Origin of the sequence: Arthrobacter rhizosphaerae, from assembly GCF_023062595.1 — a bacterium.
GTDB lineage: Bacteria > Actinomycetota > Actinomycetes > Actinomycetales > Micrococcaceae > Arthrobacter > Arthrobacter rhizosphaerae.
The window spans coordinates 21,137-46,641 of record NZ_JALLAN010000014.1 but is presented as its reverse complement, the minus strand read 5'-3'; the positions used below and the strand labels follow the sequence as shown (position 1 = coordinate 46,641).

At 62.3% G+C, this 25,505-nt stretch carries 28 protein-coding genes; 20 read left to right on the top strand and 8 right to left on the bottom strand.

Annotation, left to right across the window (positions count from 1 at the left end):
• The 5 genes from MU551_RS17435 (at position 1) to MU551_RS17415 (ending at position 2,965) form a co-directional block, all read left to right on the top strand.
• On the top strand, positions 1-732 hold the full coding sequence (locus tag MU551_RS17435; RefSeq protein ID WP_247046592.1) for a nucleotide exchange factor GrpE: 732 nt from the start codon (positions 1-3) through the stop codon (positions 730-732).
• Positions 733-826: 94 nt separating this feature from the next.
• Positions 827-1,807: a DnaJ C-terminal domain-containing protein gene (locus MU551_RS17430; RefSeq protein WP_247046591.1), complete on the top strand. Its 981-nt coding sequence runs from the start codon at positions 827-829 to the stop codon at positions 1,805-1,807.
• Positions 1,808-1,821: 14 nt separating this feature from the next.
• Positions 1,822-2,241, top strand: coding sequence for a heat shock protein transcriptional repressor HspR (locus MU551_RS17425; RefSeq protein WP_247046590.1), 420 nt, complete (start codon positions 1,822-1,824; stop codon positions 2,239-2,241).
• A 2-nt stretch (positions 2,242-2,243) separates the two neighbouring features.
• On the top strand, positions 2,244-2,615 hold the full coding sequence (locus MU551_RS17420; RefSeq protein WP_247046589.1) for a YidH family protein: 372 nt from the start codon (positions 2,244-2,246) through the stop codon (positions 2,613-2,615).
• Between the two features lie 2 nt (positions 2,616-2,617).
• A complete protein-coding gene (locus tag MU551_RS17415) occupies positions 2,618-2,965 on the top strand; it encodes a DUF202 domain-containing protein (protein WP_247046588.1) in 348 nt (115 codons plus the stop codon).
• A gap of 70 nt (positions 2,966-3,035) precedes the next feature.
• On the opposite strand, the gene MU551_RS17410 is transcribed toward MU551_RS17415, so the two are convergent.
• Both MU551_RS17410 and MU551_RS17405 read right to left on the bottom strand, forming a co-directional pair.
• Positions 3,036-4,505 carry an amino acid permease gene (locus MU551_RS17410; protein WP_247046587.1) on the bottom strand — a complete coding sequence of 490 codons (1,470 nt, stop codon included), beginning with the start codon at positions 4,503-4,505 and terminating at the stop codon, positions 3,036-3,038.
• A gap of 256 nt (positions 4,506-4,761) precedes the next feature.
• Entirely contained in the window at positions 4,762-8,250 is a 3,489-nt protein-coding gene (locus MU551_RS17405; RefSeq protein ID WP_247046867.1) for a DEAD/DEAH box helicase, read from the bottom strand.
• 175 nt (positions 8,251-8,425) lie between these two features.
• Between MU551_RS17405 and MU551_RS17400 the strand changes: the two genes are divergently transcribed.
• Both MU551_RS17400 and MU551_RS17395 read left to right on the top strand, forming a co-directional pair.
• Positions 8,426-8,674, top strand: a complete 249-nt coding sequence (locus MU551_RS17400) for a hypothetical protein (protein ID WP_247046586.1) — start codon at positions 8,426-8,428, stop codon at positions 8,672-8,674.
• Between the two features lie 5 nt (positions 8,675-8,679).
• A complete protein-coding gene (locus tag MU551_RS17395) occupies positions 8,680-9,876 on the top strand; it encodes a baeRF2 domain-containing protein (RefSeq protein ID WP_247046585.1) in 1,197 nt (398 codons plus the stop codon).
• Between the two features lie 89 nt (positions 9,877-9,965).
• Here MU551_RS17395 and MU551_RS17390 read toward each other — a convergent pair whose 3' ends face one another.
• Positions 9,966-10,559 carry a DUF5655 domain-containing protein gene (locus MU551_RS17390; RefSeq protein WP_247046584.1) on the bottom strand — a complete coding sequence of 198 codons (594 nt, stop codon included), beginning with the start codon at positions 10,557-10,559 and terminating at the stop codon, positions 9,966-9,968.
• A gap of 152 nt (positions 10,560-10,711) precedes the next feature.
• On the opposite strand from MU551_RS17390, the gene MU551_RS17385 reads away from it, so the two are divergent.
• The 6 genes from MU551_RS17385 to MU551_RS17360 all read left to right on the top strand — a co-directional run bounded on the left by MU551_RS17385 (position 10,712) and on the right by MU551_RS17360 (position 18,046).
• On the top strand, positions 10,712-14,107 hold the full coding sequence (locus MU551_RS17385; RefSeq protein WP_247046583.1) for a PAS domain-containing hybrid sensor histidine kinase/response regulator: 3,396 nt from the start codon (positions 10,712-10,714) through the stop codon (positions 14,105-14,107).
• A complete protein-coding gene (locus MU551_RS17380; RefSeq protein WP_247046582.1) occupies positions 14,104-15,033 on the top strand; it encodes a GGDEF domain-containing response regulator in 930 nt (309 codons plus the stop codon). The genes MU551_RS17385 and MU551_RS17380 overlap by 4 nt, the downstream gene beginning before the upstream one ends.
• 88 nt (positions 15,034-15,121) lie before the next feature.
• A complete protein-coding gene (locus MU551_RS17375) occupies positions 15,122-15,808 on the top strand; it encodes a hypothetical protein (protein WP_247046581.1) in 687 nt (228 codons plus the stop codon).
• A 148-nt stretch (positions 15,809-15,956) separates the two neighbouring features.
• Positions 15,957-16,577 carry a protein tyrosine phosphatase gene (locus tag MU551_RS17370; protein ID WP_247046580.1) on the top strand — a complete coding sequence of 207 codons (621 nt, stop codon included), beginning with the start codon at positions 15,957-15,959 and terminating at the stop codon, positions 16,575-16,577.
• Positions 16,578-16,709: 132 nt separating this feature from the next.
• The gene (locus tag MU551_RS17365) at positions 16,710-17,264 is read left to right on the top strand and encodes an RNA polymerase sigma factor (RefSeq protein WP_247046579.1); all 555 of its coding nucleotides are present in this window, start codon (positions 16,710-16,712) and stop codon (positions 17,262-17,264) included.
• The gene (locus MU551_RS17360; RefSeq protein WP_247046578.1) at positions 17,261-18,046 is read left to right on the top strand and encodes a hypothetical protein; all 786 of its coding nucleotides are present in this window, start codon (positions 17,261-17,263) and stop codon (positions 18,044-18,046) included. The genes MU551_RS17365 and MU551_RS17360 overlap by 4 nt, the downstream gene beginning before the upstream one ends.
• Positions 18,047-18,119: 73 nt before the next feature.
• Here MU551_RS17360 and MU551_RS17355 read toward each other — a convergent pair whose 3' ends face one another.
• Positions 18,120-18,647 carry a COG4315 family predicted lipoprotein gene (locus MU551_RS17355; RefSeq protein ID WP_247046577.1) on the bottom strand — a complete coding sequence of 176 codons (528 nt, stop codon included), beginning with the start codon at positions 18,645-18,647 and terminating at the stop codon, positions 18,120-18,122.
• 178 nt (positions 18,648-18,825) lie between these two features.
• On the opposite strand from MU551_RS17355, the gene MU551_RS17350 reads away from it, so the two are divergent.
• A complete protein-coding gene (locus MU551_RS17350; RefSeq protein ID WP_247046576.1) occupies positions 18,826-19,326 on the top strand; it encodes a sigma-70 family RNA polymerase sigma factor in 501 nt (166 codons plus the stop codon).
• Positions 19,323-20,000, top strand: a complete 678-nt coding sequence (locus MU551_RS17345) for an anti-sigma factor family protein (RefSeq protein WP_247046575.1) — start codon at positions 19,323-19,325, stop codon at positions 19,998-20,000. Before MU551_RS17350 ends, MU551_RS17345 begins: the two co-directional genes overlap by 4 nt.
• A gap of 8 nt (positions 20,001-20,008) precedes the next feature.
• Here MU551_RS17345 and MU551_RS17340 read toward each other — a convergent pair whose 3' ends face one another.
• Complete coding sequence (locus MU551_RS17340) at positions 20,009-20,335, bottom strand: GYD domain-containing protein (protein ID WP_247046574.1); 327 nt, start codon at positions 20,333-20,335, stop codon at positions 20,009-20,011.
• Between the two features lie 172 nt (positions 20,336-20,507).
• A complete protein-coding gene (locus MU551_RS17335; protein ID WP_247046573.1) occupies positions 20,508-21,233 on the bottom strand; it encodes a hypothetical protein in 726 nt (241 codons plus the stop codon).
• A gap of 139 nt (positions 21,234-21,372) precedes the next feature.
• On the opposite strand from MU551_RS17335, the gene MU551_RS17330 reads away from it, so the two are divergent.
• The 3 genes from MU551_RS17330 (at position 21,373) to MU551_RS17320 (ending at position 22,972) form a co-directional block, all read left to right on the top strand.
• A complete protein-coding gene (locus MU551_RS17330; RefSeq protein WP_247046572.1) occupies positions 21,373-21,813 on the top strand; it encodes a hypothetical protein in 441 nt (146 codons plus the stop codon).
• Positions 21,814-21,886: 73 nt separating this feature from the next.
• Complete coding sequence (locus MU551_RS17325; RefSeq protein ID WP_247046571.1) at positions 21,887-22,363, top strand: hypothetical protein; 477 nt, start codon at positions 21,887-21,889, stop codon at positions 22,361-22,363.
• Between the two features lie 414 nt (positions 22,364-22,777).
• Entirely contained in the window at positions 22,778-22,972 is a 195-nt protein-coding gene (locus MU551_RS17320; protein WP_247046570.1) for a hypothetical protein, read from the top strand.
• Positions 22,973-22,999: 27 nt separating this feature from the next.
• Here MU551_RS17320 and MU551_RS17315 read toward each other — a convergent pair whose 3' ends face one another.
• Positions 23,000-23,488, bottom strand: coding sequence for a type II toxin-antitoxin system RatA family toxin (locus MU551_RS17315; protein WP_247046569.1), 489 nt, complete (start codon positions 23,486-23,488; stop codon positions 23,000-23,002).
• Between the two features lie 65 nt (positions 23,489-23,553).
• The gene (locus tag MU551_RS17310) at positions 23,554-24,294 is read right to left on the bottom strand and encodes an aquaporin (RefSeq protein WP_247046568.1); all 741 of its coding nucleotides are present in this window, start codon (positions 24,292-24,294) and stop codon (positions 23,554-23,556) included.
• A 45-nt stretch (positions 24,295-24,339) separates the two neighbouring features.
• On the opposite strand from MU551_RS17310, the gene MU551_RS17305 reads away from it, so the two are divergent.
• Both MU551_RS17305 and MU551_RS17300 read left to right on the top strand, forming a co-directional pair.
• Positions 24,340-25,014, top strand: a complete 675-nt coding sequence (locus tag MU551_RS17305) for an arsenate reductase/protein-tyrosine-phosphatase family protein (protein ID WP_247046567.1) — start codon at positions 24,340-24,342, stop codon at positions 25,012-25,014.
• Positions 25,015-25,052: 38 nt separating this feature from the next.
• Positions 25,053-25,475 (top strand): arsenate reductase ArsC, encoded by a 423-nt coding sequence (locus MU551_RS17300; protein ID WP_247046566.1) that lies wholly within the window; start codon positions 25,053-25,055, stop codon positions 25,473-25,475.
• Positions 25,476-25,505 lie beyond the last annotated feature (30 nt).

Sequence of the window (25,505 nt, the reverse complement as noted above, 5' to 3'; positions counted from 1 at the left end):
ATGCCCCATCACGGTAACGAAGAAGAGCACGTCTCTTCCGGAGACCGGGCCCAGCAGCGGGAGAGCCAGCAGCGGGAAAGCGAGAACCAGAAGCCGGTCATCCGGGACAACCGCAAGGTTGACCCGGCGACCGGGCAGGCACGCAGGCCGGACAGCGAGCAGTCCGGTGGCGCCAGCCACCAGTCCGGTGCTGCCGGTCAGCAGGCCGATGCACAGGCTGGTTCCGAAGAGCTGGATGGCGACGCGTTGTCCCAGGTGGAGGACATCCTCAACAGCGTAGAGGTGCCGGCTGAGGAATCGGTGGCCCAGGGGATCGGCTCAGCCGAAGCTGAGGAGCTCAAGAATGATCTCCGCAGGCTGCAGGCCGAGTACGTCAACTACCGCAAGCGGGTGGAGCGCGACCGCGCCGTGGCAGGGGAGATGGCCGTCATCGGCGTCCTGAACTCCCTGCTCCCGGTACTGGACGACGTCGATGCTGCCCGCCAGCACGGTGACCTGGCCGACGGTCCGTTCGCTGCGATCGCCGCCAAGCTGGAGAACGCGCTGAAGACCTACGGGCTGGTGCGCATCGATGAGACCGGAGTGGAGTTCGATCCCACGATCCATGAGGCCCTCATCCAGCAACCAGGCGACGTCGAACTCGACACCGTGAGCCAGGTTCTGCGCTCCGGTTACAAGTCCGGCGAACGGGTCCTCCGCGCGGCACAGGTTATTGTCGCGGTTCCGGCCTAGCATTACCCCATCGAGATGACAGTTCGCGGCAGTGATTCGAAAGAACATTGGCGCGAACTGTCATCTCGGCACACAGATTTGAAAGGAAACGCCATTGGCTAGCCAGGACTGGGTGGACAAGGACTTTTACGCGATCCTTGGAATCGCCAAGGACGCTTCCGATGCTGACATCAAAAAGGCCTACCGCAAGCTGGCCCGTCAGCACCACCCTGACACCAACTCAGGAAACACCGCTTCGGAGAAGAAGTTCAAGGACATCTCCGAGGCCTATTCCGTGCTCTCGGACCCCGATGAGCGCCAGCAGTATGACGCCATCAGGGCCATGGGCGGCGGCGCCCGCTTCGCCCCTGGTGGCGCAGGCGGCGGAAACGCGGGGTTCGAGGACCTCTTCGGGGGCCTGTTCACCGGCGGCAGCGGCCGGCACTCTGGTGGCTTCAGCACTGCGGGAGGCATCCCGCCCGAATTCGCGGACCTTTTCGGTGGCGGCGGCTTCGGTGGCGGCGCACCTGCCGGGTACCAGCGCGCACCCCAGAAGGGCGCCGATCGTACGGCGACCACCACTATTTCTTTCGCCGGCTCCATCCGCGGCACCACCATTGGCCTGCGTGAGCCCGACGGCGAGGTCATTGATGTCCGAGTTCCGGCAGGCATCAAGGACGGCCAGAAGGTCCGGGTCCGCGGGAAGGGTCAGTACGGCCCCGCCGGTAACGGAGACCTCATGGTCGCAGTTAATGTGAAGCCGCATGAGTTCTATACCCGCGACGGCGACAACCTGCGGATCCACGTGCCGGTCTCCTTCCCCGAGGCTGCGCTGGGTGCTGACATCGAGGTCCCCACGATCGACGGCGACAAGGTCAAGGTCCGTGTCCCGGCGGGCACGCCCTCCGGACGCACCCTGCGGGTAAAGGGTCGGGGCGTCAAAACCTCCAAGGGTGCCGGGGATCTCCTGGTGACCATCGATGTTGCCATTCCCAAAAAGCTGACCAAAGACGCCGAAGAAGCCGTCAAGGCCTTCGCTGCCGCGACGGCGGACGCTGATGTGCGTGCCGGTCTGGCTGACAAGGCCCGTCTGTAGGGAAGGGATTCGCCATGGACATCGAGTTCGACCAGCCCATCTTCGTCATCTCGGTGGCGGCGGAGCTCGCTGACATGCACCCTCAGACCCTGCGGCAGTATGACCGCCTGGGCATTGTTTCGCCGCGCCGCGCACCCGGGAAGTCTCGGCGGTATTCGCAGCGAGACGTCAACATGCTCCGGGAAGTGCAAAGGCTCTCGCATGAGGGTGTCTCGCTGGAAGGCATCAAGCGGATCCTGCAGCTGGAAAACCAGGTGGCCGCCCTGCAGCGGCGCGTCAGTGAGCTGACCGACGAACTCAGCCAGCGCCGTCGTCCATTGGATGCGAGGATTTTCGCCGCGGGCACAGCCGGCGACGTCGTCACCCTGGCCAGGGGCCAGCGGCCGCGGGCCCGGTCCCAGGCGCTGGTCGTATGGAAGCCCCGGGCTGAGTAGGCGTGAGTACTAAGCGGAGCCGGATTGCCGAAAGGCTATTGGCCGGGGGAACCGAACCGGATCCCCGGTTCACGTTGGCCAACGAACGGACCTTCCTGGCCTGGATCCGGACGTCGCTTGCCTTCCTTGCCGGGGGCGTCGCCGTCGAGGCCTTTACCGGTGATCTTTTCCAGGAGCCTGTCCGCAAGGCGCTCTCCATCATTCTGCTGCTCCTTGGCATGTTCATCAGTGGGGGATCGGCAGTGCGCTGGATCAACGTTGAGCGCAGCCTGCGGCACGGACTGCCCCTGCCGCTGCCGCTCATTGCGCCGATTCTTGGCATCGGCGGCGCAGTAGTGGCCGCCGTCGTCGTGTTTCTGGTACTTCTTTCCTGATCATGGGCAGCGGCGACGGACAGCCTCCGGTCCGGCTTCACAGTGATCCAGGTCTTCAGCCGGAGCGGACATCGCTCGCCTGGGGCAGGACCATGCTGGCGCTGGCCACCGTCAGCACCATCTTCCTGCGGTGGATCGAACAGCACGGTCTCTTCGTCCTGACCCTGTGGGGCATCTCCTGCCTCACCGCCGCCGCCATTTTTGTTACACAACGCACGCGCTACACCCTGCACGGCGAGGGGATCAGCCGGGGTCTGATGGGCCCCAATGTCCGGTCAGTGCTGGGGACGGCCTCGGCGGTGCTGGTCCTTGGCGTGTTGGGGATCTACGTTGTGGCTGTCACCCGCTAAAGCGCATCCACTGGCCGCTGCGCGTCATGGGGTGTTTGCCCTGGATCAGCCTACTGTGGCGGCTTCATTCCTACTGGCGGACCTCGTCAAGCGAGGGAGGCAGAACGAGGTCTTCTTTCTCCTTCTTGAGTGCGGCCTTCCTGCGCACGAGAGGCCAGAACAGTGCCAGGGCGCCGGCGGCGATGAGGCTGGTCCACACCTGGGTGCGCCCGCTCTCGCTGAACATCATGATCGTGATGATGCCGATTGCACCGAGGATCAGGATGATGTTGAGCCAAGGAAACAGCCACACTTTCAGCTTGAGGTTCGACCGCTCCTCGGGGGTCATTTTGACTCTGAGGCGCCACTGGGTAACTGCGATGAACACGTAGACGAACAGGGCAACCAGGCCCGTTGAATTCATGATGAAGTCGTAGATGCCAGAGCTGGGGGCGATGAAGTTGACCAGTGTTGCGATAAGCCCGCCAATGGTCGAGGCGATCACGGCAAAAGCCGGGACACCTGCCTTGGTCCGCTTAGCCATGGCTTTTGGTGCAAGTCCCTGCTCGGCCAGCGCGGCGAACATACGGGCTGCCGAGTAGGTTCCGGAATTGAGCACCGAAATCACCGCCGTGAAGATGACAAGACCCATGATGAGTTCGGCACCCGGCACTCCGAACAGGGAAAACACATAGGTAAATGGAGCGATGACCGAAGGAGCGGGAAGTTGGTTCCACGGCACGATCGTGACGATGACGAAAATCGCTCCGACATAGAACAGCATGACTCGCCAGATAACTGTCTTTGCAGCTTGGCGGATTCCCTTGTCAGGGTTCTCCGACTCTGCTGCCGCCATGACAGCAATCTCCGTGCCGAAGTACGAGAAGAGGACCAGCGCGATGCTTGAGAGGACCACACCGATGCCGTTGGGCATAAATCCGCCGTGATCCCAAAGGTTGGATACAGAGAAGGTGGTGTTGGGCCAGAGTCCCAGCGCAAACAGAGTGCCGGCACCGAGGAATACCACGATCGCGATCACCTTGATGCTTGCGAGCCAAAACTCTGTTTCACCGAATGACCGAAGTGAGATCAGGTTCGTGCAGACGAAGATTGCCAGCAGCGCAAGTGAACCTGCCCAGGCCGGAAGGGCCGGGAACCAGCCATTTAGCATGCCACCGCCGACAACAGCCTCATAGGCAATGACACCGACCCAGAAGTACCAGTACAGCCAGCCAACGACGTAGGCTGCCCATTTGCCGAGCCCAACTCTCGCATACTCCATGAAGGAGCCTACGGCTGGCCGGGCTGCGGCCATCTCTCCAAGCATGCGCATCGCCAGGAAGACAAGCAGGCCACCGGCAGCGTAGGAAAGCATGGCGGCCGGCCCGGTGTTGCGGATGATATTCGCCGAGCCGACGAAGAGGCTTGCCCCGATGATCCCCCCGAGGGTGATCATGGTGACGTGACGCGTCCGAAGCTTCTTGCCCTGGGGTGCTTCTTGGGGCTGGTCCTGGTGTTTGTTGGGTGGATAGGTCGTTTCAGCGTCGTATTCGCCAGTCATGACCAAGCTCCTTCGCTTTATGAATCAGTGGCTCGCAGGTCTAGCAAGACTTGATGTGTGGGGCAGGTAGGCGATCGCCAGCGTTTGAAGGGCCCCAACGGCAGGGTCCACAAGCACCGCGGCCTACCGGGCTGAAGCAACAGTACAAGGATCGAAACTTAGAAAAAAGCGTAGTTTCTCAACAGGAACCTGTCAGTTTTGCTTACACATGGCTATCTTGGGCCAGCAGAAACTACATAGCGGGTAGGCTGCCAGGTCAGTCGTTGAACAGCCCGGCCAGATCCTCGGCTGTCAGTGATCCGCCCGCGAGGGTATCGCCTTCCATCACGTCCGAGAAGAGTTGGGACTTCCTGGCCTTCAGCGCCATGACCTTCTCCTCGATGGTGTCCTTGGCTACCAGCCGGTAGACCATAACGTTCCGTGCCTGCCCGATCCTGTGGGTCCTGTCCACGGCCTGGGCTTCCGAGGCTGGGTTCCACCAGGGGTCCAGCAGGAAAACGTAGTCGGCCTCCGTGAGGTTCAGGCCAAAACCGCCGGCCTTGAGGCTGATAAGGAACACGGGTGCCGTTCCGTTTTTGAATTCGTTGACCACATCGGAGCGGTTGCGGGTGCTGCCGTCGAGGTAGCAGAATTCGATCTTTTCCTCGATGAGCCGCTCACGGACCTTGCCCAAAAAGCCGGTGAACTGGCTGAAGATGAGGGCCCGGTGACCCTCGGCCACAAGGTCCTCCAGTTGTTCAAACAGCACGTCCAGCTTGCTGGACCGCACGGAGGTCATGGCGGGATCAACCAGGGAGGCGTCCAGGGCCAGCTGGCGCAGCAGGGTGAGGGACTGGAAGATGGTGAAGCGGTTCTTTTTGACGTCGTCGATCAGGCCCAGGATCTTTTGGCGCTCACGCTGCAGATGGGTCTGGTAGACCTTTTGATGGCGCGGGTTCAGGACCACTTCCAGGATCTGCTCCTGTTTGGGCGGCAGGTCCCGGATGACTTGCTCTTTGGTGCGGCGCATCATCAGCGGCCGGATCCGACGCCGGAGCTTGTCCAGCTGCGCCTTGTCCCCGTTCTTTTCCACCGGCTTTTGGTAGTTCTCCGCAAAGCGGCCGGGGCTGGCGAAGAGCCCCGGGGCCACAATGGACGTCAACGCCCAGAACTCCATCAGGTTGTTTTCCAACGGCGTTCCGGTGATGACCAGTTTGAAACCCGCCTGCAGTTTCCGCGCGCACTGGTAGGCCTTGGACTGGTGGTTCTTCACGAACTGCGCTTCATCCAGCATCAGGCCCGCCCAGGGGTGGGATGCGTAGGCGTCGTAGTCAATCCTGAAGAGGGCGTACGAGGTAATCACGACGTCGGCTCCGGCCATCGCTTCTCCCGGATCGGCGCCGCTTTTGGCGAAGGTCTCGCCGACAGCCCGGACCGTCAGCCCGGGCGCGAAGCGCGCAGCCTCGGCTTCCCAGTTGCCCACCACGCTGGTGGGTGCGACCACGAGGAACGGTGCCTTCCCGGACACGGCTGAGCCAGGATCACTTCCGGCGGCCTCTTTAGCCGCGCAGATCAATGCCAGCGCCTGGACTGTCTTGCCGAGCCCCATGTCATCCGCCAGCACTCCGCCCAGGCCGTGCTTGTACAGGAAGGTAAGCCAGTTGAATCCCTCGAGCTGGTAAGGGCGCAGCTCAGCGTTCAGCGAAGCCGGCAGCGGAAGCCCGTCGGTGCCGCCGTCGAGCAGCCCGCCTACCGCCTCCCGCCACGCGGACGCCTGCTCATCCACAATTCCCAGATGCGCCAGTTCGTCCCACAGTCCGGCCTGGAACCGGCTGATCTGCAGCGGTGCGTCCTTGTTGTCCTGAAGCGACCGGGCTTCGTCGATCAGTGCCCGGAGCTGGTGCAGCTCCGGGAGATCCAGGGAGAAGTAGGCACCGCTTGGCAGCAGCATTCGTGTTTGCCCGGCGGCAAGCGCGGAGAACAGCGCAGCGAAGGAGACGGGCTGGCCTTCGAGGGTGATGACGATTCCGAGGTCGAACCAATCCCGCTGCTCGGTGGCCTTGGTGGAGATAGCAACGATCGGGGCTTCCTCTGCCTCGCGATAATCGGCGATCACACCTGCTGTATCCACCTCGACGCCGGCAGTTTCGCGAAGCCGCGGGAGCACTTCCTCGGTGAACGCCAGCGTGTCAAGGCCTTTGAGCTCAACGGAAGCCGCGAGCCGAGGCGTCCCCCAACCTCCGGCTGCGGATTCGCCGAGGGCAGGCACAACGTCCCACGGCTGGCCCACTGCCTCCAAAATGCGGGCTTCCCCGGGATCATCGCGGTAGCCATGGTCGTCCGAATGGCGCCACAACGGCTGCGCCGTTACCAGGTTCCCGGACTTGTAGTGCCATTCCCAATGCAGCCGGACCCGGTGGTCTGCGCCATAATTTGCCAGCAGGGAAAGCGTGGGGACCGCAAGGGTGGGGAGTTTCACCGAATCATCAGAGGCAGTCACGCGGGCAGCCTGCTTGAGCTTCGGATAGAAACCGGTGAGGAACCGGCTCTCATCCTTGGCCGGGATATGAAGGGTGTTTGCAGCGGTCACGAAGTTCAGGAGCTCTTCGCTGAGCCCGTTCTCCAGCGCCGCGAGCGTGATCACTGGTTCAGCGGGAGAGGTAGCGGGACCGGACGAGGCCCCGTCCACTCCCGGAAGAGTGGCGTGGCCCGAGGTCAGGAAGATCCCATGCGCCGGCCGGCCGATGGTGCCCACAGAAGCGGGGTCCACCACTTCGCCTTCAATGGTGACGGTGGGCGATAAAACAAGCCCGCCGCTGTCGGCTCCAACAGCGCCGTCGGCCGCATGAGCGTCCGCTGCAGCGTCTGTCCCACCAGATGGGTTCCCGGCGGCTGGCCCCGAACGGGTCAGGTTAAGCCCGACGACGGCGGGAGACTCCGCGAAGCGCACAGGTTCCTGTCCGCGGCCGTGGACCAGGGCGACCCCGATCTTCCGTGCTTCAGCCAGCAGGCTCCACAGGTTCTTGCCCGCGTAGGTGTTCAGGCCAAGCCACGGGGCCGAAGCGACATGTTGCCGGTTGGCCTGGACAGTATGCGAGGCCAGGAACTCCTGCATCCACTCCACATGCTCCTGGTTGCATTCCCGTTTGAAGCTCAGATAGCTGAGGGTGTTCCACGAGACGTCGCCGCGGATCCATTTCCCTTTCGCGCCCATGATCACCGGCCGAGCCTTCAGCTGCCGGACGCTTCGGAGCGGGTCACGGCGTCCCGTGTAGGAGAAGTGGGGGGCCGGCTCTTCGATCTCAAACTGCAGCGCCAGGGGGATGCCGTTGGTGGACGGGGTGATCCCGGGCTTGGCGATGAGCGGACTAAGGGCCTGCTCCCAGTCAGCCTGCTCCAGAGTGTGCTGATCCCGGGACAGGCGCGAGATCTCGGCGGGAGCCAGCAGCTGAACGCGCGTGGCGGGATTGTCCTCCGCCGCGAACAGCAGGGCAGCGACGTGTTTGCAGTCCTTGCGCACCGGGCAACTGCACACGCCCACGGTGCAACTCCAGCCGCCGGCCTTTCGGACGAGCTTGGCGGTGGTTGAATAAGGGACCTCGGCGCCGCCCCGGACCTTGCCGAGCATGAGCCCGGTTGCGGCATCGAAGGTGATGCCCGAGACCCGGCTGCCCATGGCATAAGCCAAGCCGGCCGCAAGTGAGCGGTCGTTGATAGCGGGGGTCTGAATTGCCAGCGCCGAACTCTGGTCCGGTTGGGATGGAATGGTGTGCACTACTTTCGGCAGGTCAAAATGCTGCAGGTTATCTGATCCATCTTAGTCAGCGAAACGAGCGCCCGAACGTAGCCCCTGACGGTTCCCCTCGAAACGGCCCGATGCTAGCGTTGAAAGTGATCTGCAGAACGTTTGGCCTTTGGTTCAAAAGGGAAAGGAGATCGAGATGGTTGAGCGGGGAAATACCACCCACGGCCCAGCCTTGGATGACAAGATGAAGCAGGAAACCCAAGCGCTTCGCCATGGAAACCAGTCAGGTCACGTCGAGGAATGGCGGGAAACCGAGCCTCTTCCGGACGACACTGACAGCCCGGAAATCAGGGAATCCGTCCGGGAAAATCTGCCCGCAGGTGAGTCTGCATCCACCGAGGCCGGCAACGACAACAACAGCACCGAAACCCCGGGAAGCGGGTGAACGGGATGAATTCAACGCTTGATAGGTTTTCAAAGCTCCTCGAGAAGGACGGTACTTGGTGCACAGTGCTGGCCGACGCCGGAACGGGGACAGGCGACTCCCTGGAGGCGGCAGATGTCCGACCCGGACAGATCCGGGACGCTCTCCTTGCAGCAGGAGCCGCCAATGCGGATGCGAAGGCTGTCGAAAAAGCCATCCAGCCGATGGAGGGAGTCCCGAATCCGGTGGCCCGCTTCGTGCTGGTCCACGACGGCCGGGTGGAAGTGGATGAGGTGCTCGCCGGCGAGCGCGTCGACAGTCCCTATGTAAAGGTCGGCGTAGTGCCCGATCTCCTGCCGCTTCTGCGGCATGCCGATTCGGACATACCAGTGGTGACGGCCAGCGTTGACCGCACAGGTGCAGACGTCAAGCTCGCCTACGCGCGCCGTGCCATCACGGGTGGACCTGAATCCAGCCACTCAGTGCAGGGCAGCACCGAGAACCTTAAAAAGGTGCCCGGTGGGGGTTGGTCCCAAGGCCGGTTCCAGCACCGGACCGAGGAGATCTGGCGGAAAAATGCAGAAGACGTGGCGGCCGAAATAGACCGTCTCGTTCAGACCGAACGCCCGGCGATTGTCGCCATCGGCGGGGATATCCGGGCCCGGGACCTCGTCCTGCATCAGTTGTCGGAGAATGCCCGGGCTATTGCCACTACCGTGGATTCGCATACCAGGGCCGGTGGCGCCCATCCGGAAGTCATGGATGCTGCCGTCCAGAAGCTGCTGGCAGAAAACCAGGCGTACTCACAGCGGCGGCTGCTCGAACAGCTCGAGGAGGAGAAGGGGCACAACAACGGAAAGGCGGCGACCGGGATCGGGGCCGTGGTTCACGCCCTCCAGCAGGCGCAAGTGCAAACGCTGGTTTTGAGCACTGAACTTACCGCAGATCCTGGCGCCGGAAACACGGCCACTGATCCTGACAGCCATCCGGCGAAGGAGATGCTGGTCCTGGGCTCCAGTCCGTGGATTGCCACCGTGGAAGAGGAAACCCTCGGAGCGCAGATTCTGGGTAAGGCGGCCGCGGCCCCTGCGCTGATCAGGGCTGCTGTACTGACGGACGCCGACGTCGAGATTCTGCCCAAGGCAGCAATTCCAGGCGGCGCCATCGTGGCAGCGCTCCTGCGCTGGCCGGTTGGCCCGGCAGTGCCGGGCGAAGGCCAGTAAAAACGAAAGTCCACGTCCGACGGCGGGACGCTCCAGAGCATCGGAGCGTCCCGCCGTCGCGCCTGCTGACGTTCTGCAGCTGGTTCCTGCTAGCGGTTCTGCTCCAGGGCGCTCCGCAGGATAGCCAGGGCCTCCTCATCCACTTCCGATGCAGCCTTGAGCCGGAGCCGGCGGGTGAAGGGATCGTCTGCACGGGCCTTCACGGCTTCCAGTCTTCCCTGAGCGGGCGCATCCAAACGAAGGGTTACGTCCACGCTTGTGTTGGTAGTCCGTGCCACCTGTGCAAACTTCCGCCGCGGGCTGTGCAGGGAAACGTAGCCTTTCCGCAGCTGGATCTCCACACCGTCAGTCCCCGCCGCCCAGGCCAGCAAGGCATCGGCGATCGGCCGCAGCTCCGGATGGTCCGCATACTGGGCATCCAGCAGTTCATCGGCATCGCGCAGCATGAATTCCGGGTAGCCGAACATCTCCCACGACACGGCATATTGGGCATAGCCGGTGATGCCGTGCTCCTCCAGCATCCAATCCCGGAGTTCGGCGTCGTTTTTCAAACCTGCTGCCCGGGCGCGTTCTGCCCACCAACCCACATCGTGCCCTGATTTACGCAACAGAAGGGCCTGGTTGCCATCCACCATGGTCTGCCATGTTTTCGCAGCATTTTTCAGATCGCTCGGCTTGGCCATGCTCTAAATGCTAGCGGCTGGCGGCCATAGTATACTCGCGCCGCTTATGGCAAAGTTGCTGCTAGGTCCCCAGGCGCTGCGCGCAGCTTGCCGGGTCCGGGGATCGGTCTTGGGACGCTCTAGGGGATTGGTCGGGGGAACGGGGGCTTCACATGCTTACGCTTGAACGCACACCTGCCGTGCAAGGGCGAGGGTTGGCAAAACGAAGGGCGCGGCTTCCCTGGGTGTTCGCCCTCTCCTCAGCCGCGTTCGTCGCTGCTCTGGGGGCTGTCCTCGGCTCCAATCCCGGGGCCCCGTCCTCGCACAACATCGGCAATATCTGCATTCTGCTGGCGGCACTCATCGCCGCTGCCAGCTGTGCTCGGGGCGCACTCAAAAAGCCGCATCAATCCCGGGCATGGCGCTTCCTTGCTGTTGCGGCCCTGGTTTACGCCACCGGCATGTCCATGTGGACTTACTACGGCATCACTCTTGACTATCAGTATCCGTTTCCATCACCAGCTGACCTCGGCTTCCTCGGCTACGCCATACCCGCGGCCATAGGACTTTTCCTGTTTCCGAGGACGCCGTCACCCCTTGTTGCGCGGCTGCGGGTTGTCCTGGACGCCCTGGTCATCGCGAGCTCCATCCTGTTCGTCAGCTGGGTAAGCGTACTCGGACCACTTCACCAGGCAGGGATTACCCATTCCCTCAGCCAGATCACGGGCCTCGCTTATCCCGTGGTGGATGTGGTGATGGCCTCGCTGGTACTTTCGCTCGGCATGCGCAGCCTTCCCGGAGACCGGCTTCCTTGGCTCTGCCTCGGCGGGGGACTCCTGGTCCTGGCGATCACAGACAGCATCTACGTGAGACTGGTTTTCGAAGGCTACACCGGCTCCACCGGAACGCCACTGGCGATGGGCTGGGTGTCCGCCTTCCTCCTGCTGGCGCTGGCGCCCCTTGTCCCGGGGAAATCAAAATCAGTCGGTGACCGGCGGGAATATGTCCTCATGCTGGAGTTGCTGCCTTATGTGCCGGTGGTGGGTGCGGTGGTGGCTTCAGCCCTGCACTCGGTCAACGATTCTGATGGATTCCTCCTGATCAATGGAGCGGTATTGCTACTGCTGGTGATGGTGCGGCAGGTCCTGATTGTCTTTGAAAACGTCACGCTCACAAGGGAACTGGAATCGAAGGTAACTCAGCGGACGGCAGAGCTGGAGGGCCTGGCAGCAATCGTAAACTCCTCCGCTGACGCCATCATTGGTACCACTCCTGACGGAGAAATCACCAGCTGGAATCCGGGGGCGGAGCGGATCTACGGTTACCGCATGGGGGAGGTGATCGGCAGGAATATCTCCTTCCTTATTCCGGACCATCTTCGCGGGATCGAGGAATCGTTCACCTCTGATGTAACGGAGGAGGGCGAAACCCGCAGCTACGAAACCGAACGGGTCCACAGCGATGGATCCACTATTATTCCCGTCGCCCTGACCATGTCCCCGATCAGGGGAGAAACAGGAACCCATGGGATAGCCACCATCGCCCAGGACATTACCGAGCGCCGGCACAACGAGGCGGAGCTCAGGGCTGCAAGGGAGGCAGCGCTCGAATCAAGCCGGCTCAAGTCCGAGTTCCTGGCAACCATGAGCCACGAAATCCGGACCCCCATGAACGGGGTAGTGGGGCTCACTGCCCTCCTCCTCGAGACGCCTCTGGATGTGACCCAGCGGCAATATGCCGAAGGAGTCAAAGGCGCCGGAGAAGCCCTGTTGGCTCTGATCAACGACATTCTCGACTTCTCTAAACTGGAGGCGGGCAAGGTTGACCTGGATGCTTCTCCGTTTGAACCCCGGTTGGTGGTGGAGGAAGTCGCCGGACTGCTGGCCGAAGCGGCGCAGGGGAAGCAGCTGGAACTGATTGCCTATTGCCACCCTGAAGTTCCCGCCCGGCTGCTCGGAGATTCCGGCCGGATCCGGCAGGTCCTCCTGAACCTGGCGTCCAATGCCGTGAAGTTCACGCCTTCAGGCGAGGTGGCCATCCGCGTCACTGTGACGGACCAGGATGATTCCGAGGTAGTCCTTCGTTTCGAAGTGAGTGACACCGGCATAGGGATAGCACCGCATGACCATCAGCGGTTGTTTGAGTCCTTCTCGCAGGCAGACGCCTCCACAACCCGCCGCTACGGAGGGACCGGCCTGGGCCTGGCCATTTCCCGGCGCCTCACCGAGGCAATGGGCGGCCAGATCGGACTGACGAGCGCCTTGGGCCAGGGCAGCACTTTCTGGTTCGTAGTGCGCTTGCCTGCGTTGGAGGGTGGCCCTGCGGCCGCTCCGCCGCAGGGCGCCCTCACTGGACTGCGGGTATTGGTGGTGGATGACAACGCGACCAACCGTCTCGTCCTGGAGTCGCAATTGAGTGGCTGGAGCATGAAGCCGGAGGCATACTCTGATGCACCATCAGCCTTGGCGGGATGCCGTGAGGCCGCCGCTGAGGGCCGGCCCTACGATATCGCTGTCCTGGACATGTGCATGCCGGACATGGATGGACTGGACCTTGCACGCGCACTGAGCAGTGACTCCGCTCTTCAATCCACCCGGATCATCATGCTGACGTCCACCATGCAGGTGGACAGAAAAGAGCTGGCGGCCGCCGGGGTGCGTGAATGGCTGACCAAACCTGTTCGCAGTTCGGAATTCTTTGACAGACTGATGCGTCTGATGGCGGTGACGCCCTCGCCCGTCGAGGACTCCAACCAGAACCCGGTTCCCTCACCAACGATCAAACCTGATGTTCCGTCCAAGGGCAGGATTCTTGTGGTGGAGGACAACGAAGTGAACCAGCTGGTCGCTCGCAGCATGGTGGTGAAACTGGGTTACGAGGTGGATGTTGTATCGGACGGCTCCCAGGCTCTGGCCTCGACTGCGGCCGTTGACTACGTGGCCGTTCTCATGGACTGCCACATGCCTGTGATGGACGGCTTTGCAGCTACGAGGGCCATCAGGGCAAGAGGCGGGAGGGGGGCAAGCCTTCCTGTCATTGCCATGACTGCGGGAGCCATGGCCGAAGACCGCGAAGCCTGCCGCGCGGCCGGTATGGATGACTACCTCACCAAACCAGTGGACATGGCGGAACTCGAGCAGGCCCTTGCCCATTGGGCGCCGCCACCGCCGACGCGGGCGGAGGCTCCGCAGCTCACCCCAGAGCCCGCTCCGGACACGATGGCCGTTGATCCTGCACGCTTAGCCGTGCTGCGTGAACTGGGCCCGGACGACGGACTGGGTCTGCTGCCGGCGGCAGCTGAGGCGTTCCGCCAGGACATCGCCCCGAGTCTGGAGGCACTGCGTAAGGCTTTGAACAATGGGCCGGACGGAACACTTGAACGGGCTGCGCACAAGCTGAAAGGCGCGGCAGCCAACATCGGTGCCCGAGGCGCCGTCGCCCTCTGCCAACAGCTTGAAGAACAGGGACGTACCCACCAAAATGGCGATGCCGAACTCCTGAAACGGCTCGAAGCGGAGCTCTCCCTGGTGGACAAGGCACTCCACGACGCGTTGGCCATGGCGCCATGAGGGTGCTGGTGGCAGATGATGACCCGGGCTCCCTGCTCGTGGCTAAAGCCGCCGTCGAACAATCCGGTCATGAATGCATCGCCGCCGCCGACGGCGATTCCGCTTGGGAGTTATACCAGCAGTACCGGCCCCAGGCAGTGGTCACCGACCTCGTGATGCCCGGGCTCGACGGGCTCGCCCTGTGCCGGGCGATCCGTGCCGCCGGGACAGACTCATACACGTACATCGTTCTGGTCACATCGCAAGGGTCACGGGAAGATGTCCTTGCAGGGCTTGAAGCGGGGGCGGACGATTACGTCACCAAACCCCTGGATCCCTTCACTGTGCACACACGTCTGCTCGTGGCGCTCCGGATCACTTCCCTTCATGCGGACCTCGCCCGCTACCGTTCCGCCCTCGCCGAACAGGCGCGGACGGACCCCCTGACAAAGCTATCCAATCGCCTCAAGCTAGATGAGGACCTGGAGTTGTTGCATGGCCTCAGTGAGAGGTACGGCCAGGACTATTGCCTCGCCATGTGCGATGTGGACAATTTCAAGAGCTATAACGACATCTACGGACATCCGGCCGGTGATATCGCCCTGCAGGAAGTGGCGGCAATCCTGTCCGGCCAGGGCCGGAAGAGCGACGGAATTTACCGGTTCGGCGGCGAGGAGTTCCTGCTGGTGCTGCCCAATCAGTCCTGGCGCAGCGCGAGGATCCTGGTGGAGCGGGCCCGGGCCGCGGTGCAAGCCCTGGGGATCGTTCACAGCGGTGACCCTACAGGCGTTTTGACGCTCAGCGCGGGTATCTCAGCCTATATGGAGGGTCATCGGCCCGGCAGTGAACAGCTCCTTGAGGAGGCAGATACCGCACTTTATGCAGCCAAAGCAGAAGGGCGGAACCGGGTGGCAATTGCCTCTGCAATACCGGGCGATGGGGCCTGACCTGCTGCTGTTTTTGCGAAGCGATGGCCCTGTCCCAGGTTTCCATCGCCGTGGCGATTGATTAGTGTGAGTCACTATGGTCACTCCAATGTTCACCGTTTTTCAGACGATGACTGGTTTCCATGGGGGGCTTCGACGCGGTGCTGCAGCCGGCGCAGTCGGAGTGATGCTGGTTCTTTCCGCAGGAATTCCTGCGGCCAACGCTGCAGGTCCAAGGCCACAGGACTCGTGCTTCCTTGTGTTCTGCTCCCCGTCCCCGCCCAAGACAGCGGAACCCACACCCACCCAGCCTCCTCCGGATCCGGCAGATCCCTCTGAGGCTCCGGCTCCTCCAGGAACGCCCTCAAATCCGCCCGCACCCGCCCCAGCGCCCGCTGTACCTTCCGACCCTGGACCGACGGAGGAGACCGTCGCTCCTTCAAGCGGACCCAGTTCAAATCCTTCTGCCTCACCGGGCAGCACAGCGGACGGTGATCCCGGATCTTCGGCCACCGGCTCTCCTGCGGTTGCCCACGGTCCTGGCCCGCACACGCAACAAGCCCAGGCAGCCGGCGGACTGGGATCCGCGGGCCAAGGCGTTGCTCCTGCCTCCGGCGCAAAAGACAACGCCGCCACGTCCTCCCGGAACCTTGCGACGGCCTCGTTGGTCAACCAGGACAAGGGGAACGCTGCATCGGTGTGGTGGGGGATCGTTCTGCTTGCCGTGGCGGGTATCGCACTGGTGATCTTTTTCAGGCTGCGGCGGACGGAAAAGCTGCACACAGCGTCCGCGTGAAAGTTTCCCAAAAAACTTTTGGATATCGCGTAACCGAACCAAGGTGCAGGTCGATGTATAGGGAGTGCGGGCGTTGCCCACACCATCTGACCTACCGGCATGTACAAGAGCCGGTTTTGCACCAATCCCAATTTCTTCGGAGGGTTCCATGTCCTTGTTCACTGTTATTGCCACCAGTAAAGTCGCCGCGAGCGCATTGGCCGCAGGCGCCCTGGCAGTTGGTGGCACCGGTGCCGCAGCATACGCCGGCGCACTTCCCACCGAGGTCCAGCAGAGCGCCCACGAGCTGCTCGGAGCCCCGGCCCCCCACGTTGACGGCGTTTCCGACGCAGCCAAGGCTGCCGCTGACGCTGCTCCCAAAGCCGCTGCAGACACCAAGGTTGAAGCCGGAGCAGAAGCCGGAGCAAGCGCTTCAGCCGCTGCCGGTGCAACCGGTGCTGTTGATGCAGCCGGTCCCGCCGCTTACGGTCTCTGCACCGCCTTCACCAAGGGCGGCCTCGCAGCTTCCTCCGAAGGATTCGCTTCACTGAGCATTGCTGCTGGTGGCGAAACCGGCATTGAAAGCTACTGCGCCGATGTCATCGAGGCAGGCAAGGCTGCAGGTCACGTTGATGGCCAGGCTGAAGTCTCCGGATCGGCCGCTGCTAAAGTAGAGGCTCCGGCACTCCCCGAGCTGCCGACCCAGGCTGCCGTTCCGGCAGCTCCGGAACTGCCTGTCGCGGTTCCCACGGAGGCCGCTGACGTTGCCTCATCGGCTGTACGCCCGTAGCGCAGGATTTTTAGTGGCCGCGGGGCTCCGTGCCTTTTCCGCATAGAGCTCCGCGGCCCACAAAAGCGCGCGACGTCAGGGCCGTTCCACCATCAGGAACGCTGACTTCGCCGCACGGATGGAGGAGCCCGTTTGCTGGACTCTGCAACTGATGAATACGTGCACACTGACGGCGCAGACCCGTCGGTGCTATTCACGGTCGCTTACCGCAGATATTCCGGCGCAGTACTGGGCTACCTCCGGGCCAAGGGAGTCGACGACCCCGAGGCCGTCACCCAAGACGTCTTCCTGGCCTTCTTTCCCAAACTGGAAAGCCTGACGGGCGGGCTGCAGGGGGCAAAATCGTTGATCTTCTCCATAGCACATGCCCGGATGGTCGACCACTACCGCCGCAGCGAACGTACGCCGGCCCTGAGCCCTTACGAGGCAGAACTGGACGGCCGGAGCTCGGCATCTGCTGAAGACCAGGCGATGTCGCAGGCCAACGGGCTGGGAGCCGCGGCGCTGCTGGAGGACCTCAGCGAGGATTACCGCGAAGTTTTGGCGCTCCGCGTCGTAGCGGACTTGTCAGTAGAACAAGTGGCAGACATTATGGGCAAGACTCCGGGAGCTGTAAAGCAGTTGCAGCGCCGGGCACTTTGCGCACTTAGGGACCGTGCGTCAATTACGAAACAAGGCACATCATGAGCTACACACCCGTATCCGGAAGCGAACGGATCATCGACCAAGTCCTGGCTGAGGCCGGACTTGAAGACGCAGACGATCTCCGTCCCGTCCTGCTTGAGCTGCGTTCTTTGGGCGCCGAGCAGCCAGGGCCAAGCGCCCAGATTCTTGCTCTTATGGAGGGAACCACGGGCGCTGGCTCCGGGCTGAACGCCGGAACCCCCGACGCCGGAACCTCCGACCCCGAGATTGCCGATACCGGAACTGCTGTCGTCGTCGACCTCGCCGCCCGGCGTCGCAACAAGCGGCGGCTGCCGCTGACAGTTTTTGGAGTAGCTGCTGCGCTCGCCGTTGGAGGCGGTGCAGCAGCGGCAGCTGACCAGGGCGTCCGGGACACTCTGCACTCGGCGTTCACCTCCATCGCCGCCACTTTTGGGAGCGAGAGCCACAAACCGGAGCCCAAAAACCAGACGGTGCCGGGACCAGCGGAAACAAGCGGTGGGCTGCAGGGAACCCTGCCGACGCCCACTGGTGCTGCGCCAACCACACCCGGAGCCGACGGGAGCCCGGCTAATGGCAACCACGCCGGTCAGGACGTCAGGTCACCAGGTTCGGCCGATTCGGGCGAAGGATCCGGCAAGTCATTCGGAAGTCCCTGGCTGAAGGGGACCCCGCCTGCGATTCAGGACGTGCCGGGAGCGGCTGGGGTGCCCACCCCGGGATTGACGCCTCCGGACCTGCGCCTGCCGTCCCTGCCTGCGGTTCCCACTCCTGAACGTACTGACGGCTCCACACCCCAGCCCTGAGCCAGTTAGCATCCCTGACCAGTCCAGCTTGATGGCTGGTCCTGGCTTGATGGCCCTAGTCTGAACCGGAGGCCTAGTATCCGCCTGCTGCCGCCGATTTGATCATGTCTCCTGCGGGGCTGACCAGATACCAGACGTCCATGACCCCCTGGCCCAAAATGTCGCCAGGCTCCTTGTCCTGGGCGAAGTAGTAGATCGGCAGGCCGTTGACGGTGATCTGCTTGGAGCCGTCCGCCGTATTAATGGTGCCGATCGCCCCAGTGATGCCTTCGACCTCGGGCGCATCAGATGTGGTGGTGACGGCAGGCCAGGCTGCGACGCACGCATCTTTGCAGGCACTGGCTCCGGAATCCTTTACATCCTTCGTGAAGAAGTAGACACTCTTCCCTTCAGCGTCCACCACAATCTGACCGGCCGTCGAGGACGCAGTCTTTAGTTCGACGTCGGCTGCCGCAGTGGTGGTGGCACCGGGTGCCGGAGCTGAGGTAACTGTGGGAGATGCGCCGGTAGTGGGGCTGGTGGTTCCGGGGCTCCCGCCGCAGCCGGCAAGTGCCAACGCCAATGCCAGTGCGGAAAAGCCCACGCCCCATTGCTTGTTCATATCTGCTCCTTGAGGTGAGTACGGGGTCATGCATGCACAGATGTCTGGTTGGGATACCACCAACGATGGCACTCAGCCGGGGATAACAGGTATGACGCCAAGGGGCGGAGAATGGTTCAAATGAACCAATCACGGCGCTGGAACGTCGTACGGGGCGGGAAAGAAAAGAGGAAGGCACGTGCCGCTTGATGAAGAGGTAGTGGCTGCCATCTATCGGGAACACGGGCAGGCGCTGCGCCGTTTTGTGCTGAACGCCTCTCCTGATCCGCACGGTGTGGATGACATCGTGCAGGAGACGGTGCTCAGGGTTTGGCAGCATGCCCCGCAGATCACAGGCAGCCTTCGCAGCTACCTCTTCCGTACGGCCAGGAACATCATGATTGACAACTACCGCAAGGCCCAACGGCGCCCCATTGAAGCGACGGAACGCGACGTGGCCGATCCCGCCGAGGCGGCGGAACGCGTCGACGAATTGCTGAACAGGGTACTCATGGAGGAAGCCCTGTTGCGTTTGAGCGCAGAGCACCGCGACGTCCTCGTCGCACTGCACTACCGGCGTTTCACGGTCAGCGAAGCCGCCGTCCAGCTCAACGTTCCGCTCGGCACGGTCAAATCGCGGGCCTATTACGCAGTCAAGGCGCTGAGAACCATCCTTGATGAAATGGGGGTGCAGAAGTGAGCGGGGAGCAACTCCACCACTTGCTGGGCGCCTATCTCCTCGGCGGCCTTGACGCCGCAGACACTGGCCGTTTCCAGGAACATTTGAATGTATGTGCGGAGTGCCGCCACGAGCTTGAAGAACTTAAGAACCTCCCTTCTCTGCTGGAGGCACTTCCCGTTCCGGACGCAGTAGCCCTGACCTGGCACCGCTCGCCGGAGGGTGAAAACAATGATGCCCGTGCAGTTCCGCCAGCCTTGCTGGATGGACTTGTGGTACGTCGACGGAAATCACGACGGCGCTGGTCGGCTTTTGTGGGCGCCGTTGCTGCAGCCTGCCTGGCTATCGGCTTCGTCGCCGCACCGTTGCTGAACCAGCCGCCCAAGCCCGATGCCAGCTATTCGGTTCAGGCAAGCAGCGGACTGCAGGTGACCGTTGGACTGGTCAAGAAAAACTGGGGGACCGAGCTGGCTCTCGAGGGCCGCAGCATGCCCCTGAACGGAACGTTGTCCTTGTGGGTGAAGGACCGTGCCGGTGTTGAGGACAGGGCGTGCGCGTGGACAGCGACGCCCAGCGGCCGAATCCGCGTCACGGGGGCCACGCCGGTGCAGCTGACCAGCATTTCCGAAGTCGAGTTGCGCGATGATCGGCAGCAGGCTGTAGCCGTTATTTCAGTGCCTGATAGTCCGCCCTGATTGGCGTCTCAGGTGCCCGGAGGCCGGTACTGAATCTGCTGGGCTTTCCGCAGAGCTTCGAGCGTTTCCTCGACGGTCATGAGGACCGTGGTTTCGAATGAGCTCAATGCGCCGCCTCCGCTGATCGCTACGGCCACCGCGGCCATGGACACGTTGTCGGGAGCCTCCCATAGGTTATAGCCGTCGTGGGTGCCGAAGGCATACCAGAATCCATGGAGTTTCCCGCCGACCGATTCGATGTATGCCTGGGCGGCCTTTCCGCGGTCCTCAGGGTTGCTGGTCAATCTGGCCCAGGTCTCTGGTGTGTAGCTGAACTTCGATAGGTAGAGGGGCATCGTCTCGTCCTTTTTTCGCTCTGGATAGTGCGGATCCAGCAAGAATGGCAGTCCGCCGCAAGGCAAGCAATGGTCATAATTTCGTTGCTGCATGCAGAATGATCCCTTCGACTCCGCATACACGGACGCTTCAATACTGGAGACGACGATTTATGACCGAACGGTCAACGCTTCAGAACTGCGGCGGTGACCTGAGTCCTTCCAAGGCCCGTGGGTATCCAGCAGGGTCGATGGCGTGCCCAGGAAATCCGCCCCAGGCTACTGACACCCTCAGGTATTCGATCAAGGTGATGCCCGGCCGTCCTGCAACTCCGAGGAGAACTGGATCGGCGCAACCCTCGGACAGCCGAAGGCCGTGCGTTCCCCCGCTGATGTTTGCCTTGTGCAGCTCATCCGGCGCGAACGGAAAGAGGCCCGCCGTCAGCTCCTGCGGTTCGTTTTCCCATTCCCATTCCAGTAGTTCGACTCCGGGCAGGCACAGCGGGTCCGGAAACCCTGGGCCCGGCGGCATTGAGGTCCTCATAGAGGGATGGGATTGATGGTAGTAGACGCCAAGAGGCGGACAGTCCCCGAGTAGCGAAACTGCCCCGATATGCTGCATGCTCGCCTTGAACGCTTCAGGAAGCGGACCCATCGAGGCTTCCACGGCCGCAATGCGAACGGCCACATCAGGTGGCGGCGGGGTAGTAAGCCCGGTCTCGTGGTTCTCCGGCTTAAACCCGATCGCCAGAAGCTGTTCAACGATCCGCTCTATCTGCCTGCCTGCTCTGAGCATCGTTGTGGACGCAACTTCTTCGACTTCTGCCCGACGTTCGGGCGGAACTGGCCTCAGGTGTCGGAGCTCAGCCCAGACTTCAAACCACTCACCTGCTTCATAGCGCGCCACCAGAGACGTCATACGGACAGAGTATTCGAATGGAACTCATATGCAGGTTGCTGGGCTAAATCGTTCATTCGCCGGCCGGGCCTCTGCTGCTGCCGGAGATGCCCTTTGGTCTGGTGTAGTCTCGGCGGAACACGAGCCTGAGGGGGAGGGCATGAATCGATACTTGTTTCCACTGATTACGGCTGTGCTTACTGCAGGAGTCCTGCTTGGCGGCTGCACAGCTCCACCAGGAATTAAGGCGTTGGATCGTCAGGCCAGTGCCGAGGACAGGATGCCGGAGGGCATCGGGTTTGCAGGGACCCAGGTGAAAGGCGAAGACGCCCGCTTACTCGCCGAGAATGATGGGATCAAATACTTCGCTGCTAAGGCCGATGCCACACACGAGGCGTGTGTAGTCATCGTTCCGCAGACGAACCCGTCACTGTGGGTGTCAGGTTGCGGAAGTTTGATGAACAGCGGCCGCGAGGTCGTCACGGTCAACAACGCAACCGGCAAGTCGGCAGTTCTCGTGGAGGATGGTCTAGACACGAAACAGTGGGAATCGGAGGGCTGGACAAGAGTGCATGACAACGTGCTCATCCCTGGCAGCTAACCAACTGCACGGTCCCTAAACGGCGTCGGCTGCCAGAGGCTAGGCTGCGTGTATGCGGCATGGGGAAGAAAGTGTGCAGTGGCCCGTTACATTGCTAGGACTAGCCGGATACCTATCAGTGGTGGGCTATGCAGTCGCCGGGGTGTTTCAGATTCTGGTGTGGAATCCTTTGGCTGCTGTCCCAGGCGCAACCCTGGATGAAATTCATGCAGTTATGGACCGGGCAAACGAAAGCCTTTCCGCGCCAGTGGTCCTTGTGTGGGCAGCCACTGGAACCCTCCTGGCCGCAGCAGTTCTGATAGCCACGCTGAAGCAATCCATCTCAATAAAAGTCACCACAGTCCTTTACCTTTTGCTGCTGGCGCTAGGAGCACCGTCACATATGATGGCGTCGTTTCCTGCTGGGATGGGAATCGCCGATGCCTTTGCAACATCAGGCGGGGATCACGCTCCCTGGGGAGTGATGCTCTATATCGTCAGCGCCCTGGCATTTCTAGCGCTGCCCGTGGTCGCCGTCAGTAGGAACAGGCCGGAAGCGCCAGGAGTCTGACTTCCCAAGGAACCCTCCTCGGAACACGAGTCAGGGCTAACAGCCGGGCGGGAGTACAACGATTCGGGGACGGCAGGGGGCTTTCGAGGGTGATAGCGCAAGCAGGACAACAATGGGTACATGAAGCTCCCTCGCAGTTTTCCCGCGCAAGTGAACCCGTCGCGATTGCTCTTCGCTGTGATGTTTGGTGCTGCTTTGGGAGCGTCCGCAGTCGCCTGCTCCTCATCCTTGGGCGGTGAGCCGCCTTGTCTACCGCCTGCCTATTCAGTGAGTCCGACAAGCGCCAGACCTGGCGAAATGGTGACAGTCGCTGCACCGCCGGCGGACTGTAACCCCAGATACGGTGCGAACGCCCAAATCAGAGTGAGCATTACGGATAACAGCGGCGCTGAAGTCTTCAACACAATCGTTCCAATGACTAATTCCGGGGAATTCACCTATACCTTTACTGTCCCTCCCGAAGTGGCAGTTGGGGAAGCGGCCGTGACCGCAATGCCGCACAATATCGACTGGTGCGATGACACCGGCAGGAACAACCGTGCAGGAACTACGAACTTTATGCGCGCCTCGTGTGCGATACCGGTGGAGACACTCACAATCACGCGCTAGTGCAACGCCATCAGTGGCTAAGCCGGCCTACACGGGTTCCGGGTGGGTGCGGCGGAACTCGGCAACGAGCGCAGGGTCTTCGCAGGCGCGTGCAAACGCGTCAATACGCTGTTCGATCTCGCGGGCCAGGAGCCAGTTGCCTATCTTCTCAGCGATGGGCTTCAGCCAGCGGGGGCGGCAGGAGAAGGTGTATTTCCACACGGCGCGCGTGCCGCCGTCGTCGGCCGTGAAACGCCAACCGCCGCCGAAGTTCTCAAAGAACCACGGCCCGGAGACCATGGTCATGCCGACGTTCCGGGGCGGGACGAAGGAGACGTATTCGCTCACCATCACCAGACCCATCCGGGAAACCGTCCGTGTCCGCACTCCCTTGCCAGCAGCTTTGGCCCCATCAAGCCAGCCCTGGGCGGAAATGAACGGGTCCCACTTCAATCGGAATTCTCCCGTGGTCTGTGAGAAAGCAAAGGCTGTTTCCGGATCAAGGTTGATGAACCGCTCCGCGCGTACTTGTGGCATCCCGCCAGTGTAGTAGTGAAGAGTGCCGGACCCCGGGAGGAGACCGCCTATGCAGAGATCGCCCGTCAGGACCCCGTGGCCTCCGCGCGGTGGGGGATGACAACATCATCGGCGGAGCGGCCCGCAGTGGGGAAGAGGACCAGGAGAAGACCCATCCCTGCTGCCGCGCCCACCAACTGTGCCAGGACGAAGCCGGGCACGGAACCGGGTACGATCCCCGCGAACGTGTCACTGAACATGCGTCCGACCGTCACGGCCGGGTTGGCAAACGCTGTCGAAGAGGTGAACCAGTAGGCGGCCCCGATGTAAGCGCCGACGGCCGGGGCGGCGAGGACGCCGCGCGAGGTTCGGGCCAAGGCGAAGATCAGCAGGATCAGTCCGGCGGTCGCTACGACCTCACTCAGGAGATGCCCAGAGGTGAGACGTTCCTTCGTGGAAATTGAGGTCCCGACGTCGAACATCGCGTTGGCCAAAACGCTTCCACCGATTGCACCCACGGTCTGGGCCACCACGTAGGCGCCCACCTCGGGCAGGCTCAGCCCCGAGCCGCTCCGCCGTCCAAGAACCCAGTCCGCGAGGGAGACCACGGGGTTGAAGTGCGCTCCACTGACCGGCCCGAATATCAGGATCAGAACTGTCAGGCCGAAGACGGTGGCGGTGCTGTTCTCGAGCAACTGCAGGCCGATATTGCCCGGCGAGAGCTGTTCGGCAGCGATCCCGGAGCCGACGACGACAGTCACAAGAAGGCCGGTACCGAGAAGTTCAGCGATGGCACGCCGCCATAGAGGTGGCTGGGGAGAATTCATGGAACCAGCTTGACCGAAAGAATTATCTCAGTCAAACTTGAGGCAATGACTATTGACGTAATGACCGAGTTTCGCCAGCGGGTAGCTAAACATGCAGCACTCGCCGATGCGGCGCGTCTGCGCATCGTGGATCTCCTGACCCTTGGGGACCTTTCTCCTACCGAGCTGCAGGCGGAGTTGGGGATGCCTTCGAACCTCCTGTCCCATCATCTGAGAACGCTCGAGGAAGCCTCGCTGGTGACCCGGCGCCGCTCAGAGGCGGACAGACGGCGTAGCTATATCCGGCTCACCCCCGGCGCTCTCGAGGGCCTGGTTCCAGGGATCGAGCACGGAGCCCGGCGCGTGGTCTTCGTCTGCACACGAAACAGTGCCCGGTCCCAACTGGCCACAGCACTCTGGCAGCAGATGAGTGAAATCCCGTCAACGTCGGCGGGAACACATCCCGCCGATCACATTGCACGCGGTGCCATTGACGTTGCCCGGCGCCACGGTCTCAGCCTTCCGGATACGGCACCGCGCCGCCTTGACCCGCTGGCGGGCGATGGTGACTTTGTCGTCACTGTCTGCGACAACGCCCATGAAGAGCTGAGCGGACTCGGGGGCGTCCACTGGTCAGTCCCGGATCCCGTACGTCAAGGGACGTCTGAGGCGTTTGAGCTTGCCTTCCAGGAGATCGCCCACCGGATTGGCGATCTGGCTCCGCGCGTTCACGCCGCCTGACTTCCGGCCGTAAATTCCCATCAACCAGGAGAAACACGATGACCACCGAAACAACCAAGAAGCCGTCCGTCCTGTTCGTCTGCGTCCACAACGCCGGCCGCTCGCAGATGGCCGCTGCCTTCCTCACTACCTTGGGCAAGGGCGACATCGAAGTCCGCTCAGCGGGTTCCCAGCCCGCCGAGAAGATCAATCCTGCCGCCGTCGAGGCCATGGCCGAGCTCGGCATCGACATGTCAAAGGAGACCCCCAAGGTCCTCACCACCGAGGCCGTCAAGGAATCCGACGTCGTGATCACCATGGGCTGCGGCGATGAATGCCCCTACTTCCCGGGGAAGCGCTACGAGGACTGGGTCCTGGAGGACCCCGCCGGCAAGGGCGTCGATTCCGTCCGTCCCATCCGCGACGAGATCAAGGGCCGTATCGAGAACCTGATCGAGTCGCTCGTTCCTTCGGCGAAATAACCGCCGTCAAGTAACCGTTTCGAGCAGGAG

Excerpts from the sequence above, each read along its gene's own strand:
- MU551_RS17435 (WP_247046592.1), top strand. The coding sequence starts at position 1 with ATGCCCCATCACGGTAACGAAGAAGAGCACGTCTCTTCCGGAGACCGG.
- MU551_RS17425 (WP_247046590.1), top strand. The coding sequence starts at position 1,822 with ATGGACATCGAGTTCGACCAGCCCATCTTCGTCATCTCGGTGGCGGCG.
- MU551_RS17415 (WP_247046588.1), top strand. The coding sequence starts at position 2,618 with ATGGGCAGCGGCGACGGACAGCCTCCGGTCCGGCTTCACAGTGATCCA.
- MU551_RS17410 (WP_247046587.1), bottom strand. The coding sequence starts at position 4,505 with ATGACTGGCGAATACGACGCTGAAACGACCTATCCACCCAACAAACAC.
- MU551_RS17400 (WP_247046586.1), top strand. The coding sequence starts at position 8,426 with ATGGTTGAGCGGGGAAATACCACCCACGGCCCAGCCTTGGATGACAAG.
- MU551_RS17395 (WP_247046585.1), top strand. The coding sequence starts at position 8,680 with ATGAATTCAACGCTTGATAGGTTTTCAAAGCTCCTCGAGAAGGACGGT.
- MU551_RS17390 (WP_247046584.1), bottom strand. The coding sequence starts at position 10,559 with ATGGCCAAGCCGAGCGATCTGAAAAATGCTGCGAAAACATGGCAGACC.
- MU551_RS17385 (WP_247046583.1), top strand. The coding sequence starts at position 10,712 with ATGCTTACGCTTGAACGCACACCTGCCGTGCAAGGGCGAGGGTTGGCA.
- MU551_RS17380 (WP_247046582.1), top strand. The coding sequence starts at position 14,104 with ATGAGGGTGCTGGTGGCAGATGATGACCCGGGCTCCCTGCTCGTGGCT.
- MU551_RS17375 (WP_247046581.1), top strand. The coding sequence starts at position 15,122 with ATGTTCACCGTTTTTCAGACGATGACTGGTTTCCATGGGGGGCTTCGA.
- MU551_RS17370 (WP_247046580.1), top strand. The coding sequence starts at position 15,957 with ATGTCCTTGTTCACTGTTATTGCCACCAGTAAAGTCGCCGCGAGCGCA.
- MU551_RS17360 (WP_247046578.1), top strand. The coding sequence starts at position 17,261 with ATGAGCTACACACCCGTATCCGGAAGCGAACGGATCATCGACCAAGTC.
- MU551_RS17355 (WP_247046577.1), bottom strand. The coding sequence starts at position 18,647 with ATGAACAAGCAATGGGGCGTGGGCTTTTCCGCACTGGCATTGGCGTTG.
- MU551_RS17340 (WP_247046574.1), bottom strand. The coding sequence starts at position 20,335 with ATGCCCCTCTACCTATCGAAGTTCAGCTACACACCAGAGACCTGGGCC.
- MU551_RS17335 (WP_247046573.1), bottom strand. The coding sequence starts at position 21,233 with ATGACGTCTCTGGTGGCGCGCTATGAAGCAGGTGAGTGGTTTGAAGTC.
- MU551_RS17330 (WP_247046572.1), top strand. The coding sequence starts at position 21,373 with ATGAATCGATACTTGTTTCCACTGATTACGGCTGTGCTTACTGCAGGA.
- MU551_RS17320 (WP_247046570.1), top strand. The coding sequence starts at position 22,778 with ATGACTAATTCCGGGGAATTCACCTATACCTTTACTGTCCCTCCCGAA.
- MU551_RS17315 (WP_247046569.1), bottom strand. The coding sequence starts at position 23,488 with ATGCCACAAGTACGCGCGGAGCGGTTCATCAACCTTGATCCGGAAACA.
- MU551_RS17310 (WP_247046568.1), bottom strand. The coding sequence starts at position 24,294 with ATGAATTCTCCCCAGCCACCTCTATGGCGGCGTGCCATCGCTGAACTT.
- MU551_RS17305 (WP_247046567.1), top strand. The coding sequence starts at position 24,340 with ATGACTATTGACGTAATGACCGAGTTTCGCCAGCGGGTAGCTAAACAT.
- MU551_RS17300 (WP_247046566.1), top strand. The coding sequence starts at position 25,053 with ATGACCACCGAAACAACCAAGAAGCCGTCCGTCCTGTTCGTCTGCGTC.